The sequence below is a fragment of the Comamonas testosteroni genome, assembly GCF_030505195.1.
Classification (GTDB): domain Bacteria; phylum Pseudomonadota; class Gammaproteobacteria; order Burkholderiales; family Burkholderiaceae_C; genus Comamonas; species Comamonas testosteroni_G.
Genome location: NZ_CP129672.1, coordinates 4,701,303 through 4,713,771 on the forward strand (window position 1 = coordinate 4,701,303; position 12,469 = coordinate 4,713,771).

The 12,469-nt window shown below is 56.8% G+C and carries 10 protein-coding genes; 8 read left to right on the forward strand and 2 right to left on the reverse strand.

Annotated elements, in window-relative coordinates:
• Positions 1-897 precede the first annotated feature (897 nt).
• From QYQ99_RS21675 to QYQ99_RS21685, 3 genes are all read left to right on the forward strand, one after another.
• Entirely contained in the window at positions 898-2,058 is a 1,161-nt protein-coding gene (locus QYQ99_RS21675; protein WP_302089956.1) for an IS30 family transposase, read from the forward strand.
• A 282-nt stretch (positions 2,059-2,340) separates the two neighbouring features.
• Positions 2,341-3,300, forward strand: a complete 960-nt coding sequence (locus tag QYQ99_RS21680) for an ABC transporter substrate-binding protein (RefSeq protein ID WP_302089957.1) — start codon at positions 2,341-2,343, stop codon at positions 3,298-3,300.
• Positions 3,301-3,315: 15 nt separating this feature from the next.
• Positions 3,316-4,695 carry an LLM class flavin-dependent oxidoreductase gene (locus tag QYQ99_RS21685; protein WP_302089958.1) on the forward strand — a complete coding sequence of 460 codons (1,380 nt, stop codon included), beginning with the start codon at positions 3,316-3,318 and terminating at the stop codon, positions 4,693-4,695.
• Positions 4,696-4,761: 66 nt separating this feature from the next.
• Here the strand turns inward: QYQ99_RS21685 and QYQ99_RS21690 are convergent, their stop codons facing one another.
• Together QYQ99_RS21690 and QYQ99_RS21695 are read right to left on the reverse strand one after the other, a co-directional pair.
• Positions 4,762-6,363 (reverse strand): rhodanese homology domain-containing protein, encoded by a 1,602-nt coding sequence (locus QYQ99_RS21690; protein WP_302089959.1) that lies wholly within the window; start codon positions 6,361-6,363, stop codon positions 4,762-4,764.
• Positions 6,364-6,391: 28 nt separating this feature from the next.
• Positions 6,392-7,015, reverse strand: coding sequence for a cysteine dioxygenase (locus QYQ99_RS21695; protein WP_302089960.1), 624 nt, complete (start codon positions 7,013-7,015; stop codon positions 6,392-6,394).
• 156 nt (positions 7,016-7,171) lie between these two features.
• On the opposite strand from QYQ99_RS21695, the gene QYQ99_RS21700 reads away from it, so the two are divergent.
• The 5 genes from QYQ99_RS21700 (at position 7,172) to QYQ99_RS21720 (ending at position 12,463) form a co-directional block, all read left to right on the forward strand.
• Entirely contained in the window at positions 7,172-8,200 is a 1,029-nt protein-coding gene (locus tag QYQ99_RS21700) for an ABC transporter substrate-binding protein (RefSeq protein WP_302089961.1), read from the forward strand.
• Positions 8,201-8,210: 10 nt separating this feature from the next.
• Positions 8,211-9,254, forward strand: coding sequence for an ABC transporter permease (locus QYQ99_RS21705; RefSeq protein ID WP_302089962.1), 1,044 nt, complete (start codon positions 8,211-8,213; stop codon positions 9,252-9,254).
• Positions 9,248-10,054, forward strand: a complete 807-nt coding sequence (locus QYQ99_RS21710; RefSeq protein WP_302089963.1) for an ABC transporter ATP-binding protein — start codon at positions 9,248-9,250, stop codon at positions 10,052-10,054. The genes QYQ99_RS21705 and QYQ99_RS21710 overlap by 7 nt, the downstream gene beginning before the upstream one ends.
• A 43-nt stretch (positions 10,055-10,097) precedes the next feature.
• Positions 10,098-11,225, forward strand: coding sequence for a c-type cytochrome (locus QYQ99_RS21715; protein WP_302089964.1), 1,128 nt, complete (start codon positions 10,098-10,100; stop codon positions 11,223-11,225).
• 116 nt (positions 11,226-11,341) lie between these two features.
• Positions 11,342-12,463, forward strand: coding sequence for an LLM class flavin-dependent oxidoreductase (locus tag QYQ99_RS21720; RefSeq protein ID WP_302089965.1), 1,122 nt, complete (start codon positions 11,342-11,344; stop codon positions 12,461-12,463).
• Positions 12,464-12,469: the final 6 nt, after the last annotated feature.

Sequence of the window (12,469 nt, forward strand, 5' to 3'; positions counted from 1 at the left end):
GGAGGTCAGGAAAATTGAGGCGGAGCTTGGGCCGGAGATGGTCGTATGACGCGACCTTGCCAGCGTGAAAGTCTGTGCGCCGGCTCGGGGGGGGATGTGGGCCTTGCGGCAGTGCAACGCATGAGCGAGGCACGCAGACCCCAAGTCAGCAGAGTTAGGCCAATAACGGCCAACAGTGCGACAGGGAGCAGATCTAGTGGTTGCAGTGCATTTTGCACGTCAACTTCAAAAGGCTCGGATTGAGCTTGATGGACATCGTGGTCACTGAGAGCGTCGTGCCCAGTGAACAGATGGAAATGAGAATCAGCAATTCTGGAAGGTGTCGTGTGCACATGCAGGCCAGATTGATTCGGAGTCCCGAAGTGGCCGTGCAGAAGCGGTATCAGCAGTTGCGCCGCCATGATCAGCAGCAGCAATGCGCTCCGCAGAGAAAGTCTCTGGATTGCACGCGACATATCATTAATTGTACAGCTTCGATTTGATTTGCAGTGCAACAGAGTAATTCTATTGAAGAGGCTCCATATTCAATAAAGCAAAGGAAAAGGCGTCCTGCGGTTTTGAAATGATTGCCTCCCACTTGACCCCGCTCAAATGTTTGCTATGCCATAGGCAGCTACTAAATTTCTCCGATTGTCGAAGCGTGGTCATCTGTGTGCACTGCTACCCGCGCACATTCCCGTCACCAGGACGAGAGCTAGACCATCTAAAGTCCAACGCGACTGAGAGCGCTGGTGGCTAGTGGGCTACTTCTGGATGGAAATCAATATCAAGCGGCCAGAACCTGATAATGGATCTCAGTCTGAGGCCGACTACTGGCACCTGGGTCGGCTTTGCAGGATGGATTCAACCGGTCGTTGCAACGCATTAACTACCGGATAGGCGGCAGGAGTGTTGCAAATGACGCGGCGACCCAGAATCTACTATTCGGACAGCCAGAAGGCGCTGATGTGGGAGCGCTGGAAGCAAGGCTGGACGTTGCAGGAGATCGGCAAGCTCTTTGATCGCGCCCACTCTTCGATCCATCGAATCCTGGCCGAGACAGGCCGAATCCGTCCCGCTCAACGAGCACGGGCCACAACCGCATTGACGCTGGCCGAACGAGAAGAGATCTCGCGAGCCATCGTGGCGGGGGCATCGATTCGGGCCATCGCTGCACGACTGGGACGAGCACCAGCAACAATCAGCCGGGAGATCAAGCGCAATGGTGGGCACGACAGCTATCGTGCGAACCAGGCAGATGCAGCTGCCTGGGACCGAGCGAGGCGCCCCAAGTGCTGCAAACTCGTTGCGAGTCGCGCATTGGTCCAAACCGTGGCACACAAGTTACGGGTGCTGTGGTCGCCGCCGCAGATTGCTGGCTGGCTCAAGCAGACTTATCCTTGCGACGAGAGCCACCACGTGTCACACGAAACCATCTACCGCAGTCTGTTCATTCAAGCGCGTGGCGCCTTGAAGAAGGAGCTGTTGGAGCACCTCAGACGCACTCGCGGGATGCGCCGCTCACGGCTCTACACGCAGAAGACGGCCATCCATGGCCAGATCGCCGATGCCGTCACGATCCGTGAGCGTCCGGCGTGCGTTGAAGACCGAGCTGTGCCTGGGCAGTGGGAAGGCGATCTGGTCTTTGGCAGTGGCAACAGCCAGATTGCAACCTTGGTCGAGCGTCAAACGCGCTACGTGATGTTGATAAAGCTTGATGGCAAAGACTCGCAGACAGTGGTCAACGCGCTCATCAAGCATGCTCGCGAACTGCCGCAGGAACTCTACAAATCGCTAACCTGGGACAGGGGCACCGAGATGCATGCCCATAAGCAATTCACCTTGGCCACGGACATCCAAGTCTACTTCTGCGACCCACAAAGCCCATGGCAGCGGGGAAGTAACGAGAACACGAATGGGTTGCTCAGGCAGTACATGCCCAAGGGCATGAACCTATCGGGGCTGTCCCAGCATCAACTCAACGCGATAGCGAGACAATTAAACGAGAGGCCGCGCAAGACGCTTGGCTTCCATACACCCGCTGAGATGTTCAGCGCATGTGTTGCATTGACCGGTTGAATCCGCCGGCCCACAGCCGTCATTGCATCAGGGCCTTCAATGCAGGCCTGCCTAACACTTCAAAGTTGTCGAGGAGGGGGCTCTTTCAAGAGGCCGCATGCTAATCAGGTATTGCACGAGGTATATCCATATCTGTTTTTCTTCCTTAACGCACCACGAAACAGCTTCTAGAGTCAGGACACGATTTCGCTGGCCTTGAACTTCAGGCAGCGCCGATTCCCCATCGTGAACTGCCTTATGGAACCATATTCCCCTTCCTCGTTGTCGCTCTCAAGAAGACGCATGCTGCAAAGCGCTGGAGTCTTATCGCTGGCTGCGGCTTTGCCATCCATCGGCAATGCGCAAAGCAGTTTGCGTGGTGTGACTTTGCGTGCGGCCACCTATAAAGGCGGTCACAAAACTTTGCTGGAGGCCGCAGGCCTGGCGCAAACGCCGTATCAGATTGACTGGAAAGAGTTCAACTCTGGTGTGCAGCACATTGAAAGCATCAATGCTGATGCGCTGGATTTTGGCTCTGGCAGCGAGATACCCGCTGTGTTTGCCGCCAAGGCCAAGGCCTCGGTCAAAGTGGTTGCGGTCTATCACGAAGACTTGAACAACCAGGCCACGCTGGCGCAAAAAGACTCGGCCATTTACAAGGTGGCAGATCTGCGTGGCAAGCGCGTGGGTTATGTGCGCGGCACCACCTCGCATCTGTATCTGTATCAACAGCTCAAGGAAGCTGGGCTGAGCTTTGACGATATCAAGCCCGTCAATCTCTCGCCCGCAGATGGACTGTCGGCTTTTGCGCGCAGCGATATCGATGCCTGGGCTATCTATGGCTACAACGGCCAACTGGCCCGCACACGTCATGGTGCACGCATTCTCAAAACGGCGGTGGGTTATCTGTCGGGCAATTTTCTGATTTATGCCAATCCAAAGGCGGTGCAAGACGTGCAACGCCAAGCGGCCCTGGCTGATTTGCTGCAGCGCCTGCAAAAAGCCTATGTCTGGAGCAATGCCAACTTTCTGGACTACGCCAAGGCCCAGTCCGCACAAACGCGCGTGCCGGTGGGTGACTTGGTCGAAATCTATAACAACCGCAGCCAGAACAGCAGTGTTCAGGCGGTAAGCGACAAAGCCGTTCTAAGTCACCAGCGTGTAGCCGAAGCCTTTCAGTCCATGGGGGTGCTGGAGGGCTCGGCCGATGTGCGGCCGCTGTGGGACAAAACATTCAATCGATATTTAGGCGGTGCAGCCTGAAGGAGGGGAAGCAAGATGAGCAAACGACAACTTAAGGCAGGTTTTGTGCTGCATGGCGTGGGGGCGGGTTGGGGAGACTGGCGCCATGAGGCGGCGCTGACCGATGGCAGCGTGAATTTCGGTTTCTATCGAGAGCAGGCACAGCTGGCAGAAAAAGCAGGTTTCGAATTTCTGTTTGTGGCCGATAGCGTGCATATCACTGAGCGCTCCAGTCCACACTATCTCAACCGCTTTGAGCCGCTGACGATTCTTTCTGCACTGGCGGGGGCCACCTCTCATATCGGTTTGGTTGCCACCATTACAGCCTGCTATAGCGAGCCGTTTACGGTGGCGCGCCAACTGGCTTCGCTAGACCATATCAGCGGTGGCCGTGCGGGCTGGAATGTGGTGACTTCTTGGCTGGATGGCAGTGCGCGCAACTACAGCCGCAATGAGCACTATGCCCATGATGTGCGCTACCGTCTGGCGGGCGAACATCTGGATGTGGTGCAAGGTCTGTGGGACTCATGGGAAGACGATGCACTGGTGCGCAACAAGGCCACGGGCCAATTCTTTGACAAGAAGAAGCTACACCGTTTGGATCACAAGGGTGAGTTTTTCTCGGTGGAAGGGCCTCTCAATATTGCACGTTCACGGCAAGGCCAGCCGGTGATTTTTCAGGCTGGAGCCTCTGAAGACGGTAAAAATTTTGCAGCTTCACGCTCTGATGCGATCTTTTTTCACGCCGACTCGCTGGAGCAAGCCCAAGCCTATTACCGCGACGTAAAAGCCAAGGTGGCAAAGTTTGGGCGAGACCCGAGCAAGGTGCTGCTCTTACCTGGCATTCGACCCATCGTAGGACGCACCGAGCAAGAGGCGCAAGAGAAGTACCGCATTGCGGCGAGCCTCGTGCCTATTGAGAATGCCTTGGCTGCTTTGGCCCGGCCTTTCAATGACCATGACTTCTCGGTCTATCCGCTGGATGAACCCTTCCCAGATCTGGGCGACATTGGACGCAACAGTCAGCAGGCCGCCAGCGATCACATCAAACAGACTGCGCGTGAGAATGACTGGACTTTGCGTGATGTGGCGCAGTGGTTCGCTACGCCAAAGACGGTGTTTGTCGGCACGGCCGAGCATGTGGCCAATGAAATCGAGCGCTGGTTCAACAACGAAGGCGCAGACGGCTTTAACTTCTTTGAAGCTTTGCCTAATACGTCGCTGAAAGACTTTGTTGAACTGGTTGTGCCTTTGCTCAAGCAGCGCGGCATTTGGCGCGAAGCTTATGAGGCCGATACCTTCCGCGGCAACCTGGGGCTGGATGTGCCCGTGAACCGCAATACGGTCAAGCGCTTGGCTCAAGAGGCGAAAGAGACTCAAACAACGCAGAGTCAGCCAGCAACAGCAGTGGTTTGAGTGTTCGGTACAGATTAAAAAAGGCAGCTTGCGAGCTGCCTTTTTTGTGGGCGAACGCAAGACCGTTCAGATCACTTTGAAACCATGGGTAGCATCTCGGCCCAGTTGTTCCACTAGACCAAACTCCCAGTCCAAATAGGCCTGCATGGCTTCATGGGCGTTATCTGTGCCTTCATAGGGGCGGCGATAGCGATCGACGCGGGGGCTGGCAAGGCGTTGCTCACCGGCTTCAACGGGCAGTCCTGTATCGGCCCAAGCCTGATTGCCTCCCTCCAGTACCTCAACGGTTGCGCCGGTGGCCTCGGCAAACTCTTGCACCGCGTATTTGGCCAACAAGCTGCTGCCGCAGGTCAGCACATAGCGATCGGCCTTGGGAATGCGGCTCAGTGCCTGTTGGAGGTCGGTTCGCAGCGCAAACCAGGCACCGGGGATATGGCGGCGTACATGGTTGGCGCTGGTGGTCAGGTCCACCACGGCAATGCTGTCTTTAGGTGCTTTGGCAATTGCATCCGCCAATGCTTGGGGCTTGATCCAGGTCACGGGCGCTGTGGGCTCTGGCAGGTTTTGCGCCACCGGGCGGCTGTCTGAAAAGTCAGCACTGCTCAGACCGTCAAGCACATACACATTCCAGCCCATCTGGGCCAGCCAGGAGGCCGTCATATTGGCTCGCACGCCATCATCGTCAGCCAGCACGATGCGAGCGCCACGTACCGGTGCAGAGACATCGGTTTCTTGCACCAGTTGACCACCGGGCGCGCTGCGAAAGCCAGAGAGATGGCCTGCCGTAAATTCCTCGGGGGTTCTGACATCGAGCAGATAAGTGGTGCGATCCACTTCTTGTTGCCAGTTGGCAATATCGCTGCGCACAGCGCGTTGTACGCCGGCTTTGTCTGCCACGTCGCGGGCTTGTTGGGCAGCAGCAGCTTTGTGCTCTGCAGAGACTGTGGCTGGAGCGCGGCGGTCTGCACCATGCTCCAGGGTCTGGCCTGCGAGCGTCCAGCCAATCGTGCCATTGCGCAAAGCGGAAATAGGATTTGGCAGACCTGCGTTGACGAGCGACTGGGTGCCAATAATGCTGCGTGTGCGGCCCGCGCAGTTCACGATGATGCGTGTTGTCGGGCTAGGCGCCAGTTCACGGGCGCGCAAGACCAGTTCGGCACCCGGCACGCTGCTGCTGCCGGGGATGTTCATGGTTTGGTACTCGTCAAAGCGGCGAGCATCCAGCACCACGACATCGGCTTTTTGATCCAGCAAGGCCTTGACTTCGGGGGCGGGCAAAGAGGGCGTGTGACGCTCGGACTCCACCAGTTCGCCAAAAGACTTGCTGGGGACGTTGACGTCGATAAAGATTTCGCCGCCCGCATCGCGCCAACCTTGCAGGCCGCCTTGTAGCAGACTGACCTGGGTAAAGCCTTGGGCTTGCAGACGTTGTGCAGCAATTTCAGCAAGCCCTTCACCGTTGTCATAGACCACGATCTGGGTATTGGGGCGGGGAATGCGCCAGCGCGCATCCAACTCTAGTCGGCCCAGTGGAAGGTTGGCGGCAAACAGCGGGTGGCCTTGCGCAAACGGATCTTCTTCGCGCACATCAAGCAAGGCGATTTCGCGCTTGGCAAGCAAAGCTTCACGGACTTGAGCGGTCGTGGTGTAGGAAATAGGTTGAGTCATGGAGCGCGAGACAGAAAAGTCAGTGAAATCAATGAGAGGTGGCAGCGCGCGATTCGGTTTCGCGCGATCTGTCCCAGATGTTGGGCAGCGAGGTGTTGCTGTAGCCAGAGATAAAGGCTTTCTCCTTGCCGTCTTCTGTGAAGACAGAACGGTGGACTGCGCCGATATTGGCTCCATAGACATGGATGCTGATGGAGGTTTGGTTTTCAAAGAGATTGCTGACCTGGTGCACATCACCGATGGTGGGAGAAACGGCTTCCACATCGCCCGGTGAAAGCACATGGGCGGCACCCTGAGGCTGCCATTGCTTTTCAGTGTCTTGCGCAAAGCCTTGGGACTTTTCCCCGCCGCGCAGCAAGCCAATCAAACCCCATACCGTATGGTTGTGCACCGGCGTTTTTTGACCGGGTCCCCAGACAAAGCTCACAACGGAAAAGCGCTCAAGCGGATCTGCATACAGCAGGTACTGCTGGTAACGCTCTGGTGATGGCTGGGCGTAGGCATCTGGTAGCCAGTCATCGTGTTGCACTAGGTTGTGCAGCAGCACCTTGCCGCGCTCCAGTAACAAGGTTTCTTCAGGAGCTTCGTGGACTAGCTGTGTGAGTTGCGCGAGAAAGCGGCGCAGTCTTGCAGGGTTGTGGCTTGTCGTCATGGCTTCCGTTTACGAAAAGTGAAGTCTGAGCCGATTGCAGCAGAAGCGTGGCCCTGCTGGCCGAATACTTTCGCATAAGGATCTTTGTTTTTCTTCGTTGGTGTACCGGGGTTCTCTTGGGTTCAATGCAAGCTTGGCAACATAAGGGGATTGGTCATGGCGGCATTGGATCCAGCAGAGCTGGGCGAGGGTAATGGCTTAGGGCGTCGTGCATTTTTGCGCACAGCGTCTGCAGCGGGCACTTTGGGCTTGGTGGGGGTGGGCGCAAACCAGGTTCTGGCTGCTCCACCCGCGCGTAAGCTCAAACTGGCCTGGAATATGGGTGCGGTTTGTCTTTCGCCAGCGCCGGTGGCCATAGAACGCGGCATTTTTGAAAAGCATGGCCTGAATGTTGAGCTGATTAACTTCAGCGGATCTACCGATCAGCTGTTGGAATCCATTGCCACAGGCAAGGCCGATGGTGGCCTGGGCATGATTCATCGCTGGCTCAAGCCTTTGGAGTCCGGCTTTGATGTCAAGCTGGTCGGCAGTAGCCATGGCGGCTGCGTGCGCTTGGTGGGCTTTCAACCTGCCGGTGTCACCACGCTCAAAGCGCTCAAGGGCAAAACGATTGCTGTTTCAGACCTGAATAGTCCCGGTAAGAATTTCTTCTCGATTCTGCTTCTCAAGGCTGGGTTGGATCCTGAAAAGGACGTGAACTGGCGGCAGTTCCCCGGCGACATGCTGGGTGTGGCGGTGGAAAAAGGTGAAGCCCACGCAATCGCTGACGGTGACCCGAATCTGGCCATCATTGAGCGCCGCACCAAGGGCCTGGTGGAGCTGGCGACCAATTTGAGCGGTGAATATGCGACCAAGACTTGCTGCGTGGTGGGTGTGACGGGCAAGCTGGTGCGAAACGAAAAACCAGTGGTCGCTTCTTTGGTCAGAGCAATCAACGAAGCGTCTGATTTTGTGGCCAATTACCCTGCAGAAACGGCTCGTATCTACAGCGCCTATTCGAAGGTGTCTGAGGCTGACTTGCGGGCGGTGCTGGCTACATTGACGCACAAGCATCATCCGCAGGGCCAGGCTTTGCGCCAAGAAATTGAATTCTACGCACGTGATTTCAAAACCGTGGGGGTGCTGAAGTCCACAACGGATCCAGCTCGCTTTGCCACCCATGTTCACGTGGATGTACTGACCTGAGGAGAAGGCTATGAGTGCGGTGAATATTTCTGCAACGCTGGAGCACTCTCTCGAGGTTAAGTCTCCGTTGTCAGTGCCCCAGACACGTCAATCGATCCAGGCTTTGTGGTTGGTTGGGTTGTCCGCTGCGGTGTCCTGGGGAGTTCTATCTGCAGTGACCTTGCTCTGGTCCAACGCAGAGGTCGGCTTTAGCGATTGGGCCTACACCACTGAGTTTGGATGTGCTGCTGCAGTTGTGGCGCTGGTTGCGTTACTGCAAGCGATGAGTCCTTTGATTGGTATTCCCGTCACAAAGCGGGTCAAAGCACTGGGGCCTTGGTTGGTGGCGTTGGGCGCAGGTTTGACCGTGTGGGAAATTGTGACGGCCAAATTGGCCAGCTTGCCAACGCCATTTTTTGCACCGCCTCAAAGCCTGATCGAAGTTTTCACAACGGACGCAGCCAAGCTGCTGGACAGCACCGGCAACTCTTTGGTGCTGCTGTCCGCAGGAATTGTGTGCGGTGCGTGGACGGGCTTTCTGGTTGGGGTATGGATTGGCTGGTCGCGTCAGGCCAGCTACTGGATTCACCCTGTGCTGCGGGTTCTGGGACCCATCCCCACCACGGCTTTGCTTCCTGTCTCGTTTTTCTTCTTTCCATCCAGTTGGTCCACTGCGGTGTTTTTGATCGCTTTGGGAACAGGTTTCCCTGTGGCTGTGCTGACATGGTCTGGCATTGCCAGCGTGAACAAGAACTTTTATGACGTGGCACGAACCATGGGGGCATCGCAGTGGTTTTTGATCCTGCGTGTGGCTGTACCTGCTGCCTTGCCTCAGGTGTTTGTGGGCCTGTTCATGGGTTTGGGCGCAGCGTTCTCCACCTTGGTTGCAGCCGAGATGCTGGGAGTGAAGTCAGGCTTGGGGTGGTATCTGACCTGGGCGCAGGGCTGGGCAGCCTATCCCAACATGTATGGGGCGCTGATTGTGATGGCACTGCTGTTCTCGGGCCTGATTAGCTTGCTATTTTTGGTTCGTGACCGTGTGCTGCGCTGGCAAAAAGGAGTGGTGAAATGGTAGGGCGAGTTGCAGAAGTCACGCGGGCCGATGCGTCCACGGTGCAAGCGGGCGCGCATGTGCAAATTGAGGCGGTTAACCACTGGTTTGGTGACGGCAACAAGCACTTGCAGGTGCTGGATGACTTTTCTTTAGATATCGCTCCTGGCGAGTTTGTTGCCCTCTTGGGACCTAGCGGCTGCGGCAAATCGAGCCTGCTGCGTCTGGTGGCTGGCCTGGATACGCCTACGACGGGAGAGATACGTCACAACAGCCAGCAGATCGAAGATCCAGATCCTTCACGCTTGTTGGTGTTTCAAGATCCCACGCTGTTTCCCTGGCGCACCGTGCGTGACAACGTATTGCTAGGTTTGCAGGCCCGAGGTTTGCAGAAGACCCATGCTGCAAGGGTTGATCAGGCTTTGTCTTTGGTGGGGTTGCAAGATTTTGCGCAGGCTTTCCCGCATCAGTTGTCTGGTGGTATGGCGCAGCGTGCGGCTTTGGCACGGGCCTTGGTCAATGATCCTGAGTTGTTGATACTCGATGAACCGCTGGGCAAGCTTGACTCCTTGACGCGGCTCGGTATGCAGACGGAAATTGTGCAGCTGTGGCAGCGCAAAGGCTTCTCTGCGCTGCTGGTAACCCATGATGTGGAAGAAGCGCTATTCCTTGCGCAGCGCATCGTGGTGCTTTCAGATCGACCAGCACGGGTCAAAGCCGTTTTGCACAACGATCTGCCATATCCGCGCCACCGCAGCCATCCAAAACTCACAGAGCTGCGTCACGAAGCCCTCAAGCTGCTGGGTCTGGATGCAAGTTGGTAACTTGAGAAGTTGGTAATGGCGAGCAGAGCTTGAATAGGTCGGTATGACGGATGATGGAGTCAAGACCCTTTTATGGGTCTTGCACCAGGCCCAACTTGGCCTGGCTGCTTTCCTGGAAATATGGGGGTTCAGCTCTTGGCCTTTTAGCCATAGGTTGGCGGCAGAGCAGCTGCTTTTTGATCGTGGCCAGGCTGCGCGCGTGGTGTGGGCTGCACTGGTCATCGCTGCATTGCTGCTGATTTTGGCTGTGGCGCTGTGGTGGCGAAAGAGGCTACGCAGGCTGCTGGGGCTCGGGGCCTTGGCGATCTTGATCGCTCTGTTCACGCCATGGCCTATATGGCGTTTGCTGTTGACGCCCACCGTCCCCACCGCGTTTCACGCCAGCGCCGTGCCTTTTACCGCCAGTGCAGTGATGCAAGGGCAGCAGCTTTATCAAGCACATTGCCTGCGTTGCCACGGCGCGTTGGGTGACGGCGATGGAGTCGATGCCGAGAAGCAAGTGATATGGCCACCTACTTTGAATCGATCCATCTTGTGGCGACGATTTGAGGGTGAGCTTTTCTGGAGTGTTCGCCATGGCATGACAGATAGGCATGGCGCCGCAACCATGCCTGCTGCCGATGCGTTAATGACGGATGAGCAGATCTGGACGGTCTTGGGCTTTATTCGTGCGCAAGCGGCGGGGCAGTCTCTTAAGCGTGAAGGCGTCTGGGAGTTTCCTGTGGCTTTGCCAGATGAGGCCGTGAGATGCGCAGGGCGTGGCCCAAGCACTCAACGCTTGGATGCCTTGCGCGGGCAGACCGTGCGTCTGGTCTTTGCTGGGGACACTACGGTCAGAGAAGACCCGCGGATGGTGACAGTGTCGGTGGGTGAGACGCAAGGCATAGATTGCACAAGCGATAGTGCAGAGATGCGCCGCGTTTTGAGCGTCTTGCTGGGGGCGGAGGAGGGCCAGTTGGGCGGGTATCAGATACTGGTGGATAGACAGGGTTGGCTGCGCGCGCAATCCAAGCCTGGTAGTTCCGGCTGGAGTGAAGATGATTTGGTGTGCCGCACGGCGGATGCCCCCAACATCAGCAAGCCTGCTAGCGAGGCTGACGGCTTGCAGGCTCTGATACGCCGTATGGATGCCGAGCCCGTGCGCACGGTAGTTGCGGGTTTCGCTCACTGAGTTGTTTCTCAGGTTTTACATGCGAAAAGCGGATGTGAAAACTCGTTTTTCTTCGTTGGTTGATTCAGGCGTTCGACCTATGGTGGAGGTCAATGATCAACTCACAAGGAATACACATGAGCGCCCAGTTCATCGGCATGATTCAGCCCCATGAAGTATCGGAAATCATTGCCAGACGCGGCCCTGCCATAGATCCCGCTTATGTTCGTGCATTTGCTCAGGCCCACGAGTACGCGGGCTTTGACCGCATTCTGGTGCCAGCCAGCGGCAGCAGTCCAGATACGTTGCTGACGGTCAACTATGCTGCGGCTGCAACAAAAAATATTAACTTTCTGCTGGCACATCGCCCAGGCTTTGTCGCACCTACGTTGGCGGCTCGCCAGTTGGCGACTCTGGATCACTACACCGGTGGTCGGGTTGCGGTGCACATCATCTCGGGCGGCTCCGATGAAGACCAGCAGCGTGATGGCGACTTCTTGAGTCATGACGAGCGCTATGCGCGAACCGATGAGTACCTAGGTTTGCTGCGCCGTGTTTGGGGCGAAGACAAACCGTTTGATCACGAAGGGCGCTACTACCGCGCCAAGGGGGTGTGGTCTGAAGTCAAGCCTTTGCAGCAACCTCATATTCCGATCTACTTTGGCGGAGCTTCAGCACCCGCGCTGGAGGTTGCCGGTCGCCATGCCAATCTCTATGCATTGTGGGGCGAGTCTTTGGCTCAGGCGGGTGATCTGGTGCAGCGTGTAAGAGCCGCTGCAGCGCTCCACAATCGAGAGATCGATTTCAGCATTTCGTTCCGACCTATTCTGGGTGCGACGGAAGCCGAAGCCTGGGATCGTGCACAGCATATTCTTGAAACTACAAGGCACCTGCGTTCCGAACAAAGCTATGCCCGTGGTGGCCCACAGCAAAGCGAGGGTGCACGTCGTTTGTTGGCCGATGCCGCCAACGGCGACCGCGTGGATGAGCGCCTATGGACGGCGGTTGCCCGCGAAACAGGTGGGCGCTCCAACACCACATCGCTGGTGGGCACGGCCGAGCAAGTGGCCGACGCGCTGATCAAGTACTACGACCTGGGTATTCACACCTTCTTGATTCGAGGCTTTGATCCTTTGCCAGATACCTTGGTCTATGGGCGTGAGCTGCTGCCTCTGGTGAAGGACAAACTTGCAAGCAGCAAACGGGTGAGCGTTGCGGTCACCCATTCATCGCCGGCCTTGCAAGCTCTGGCGGCTTGAAACTCT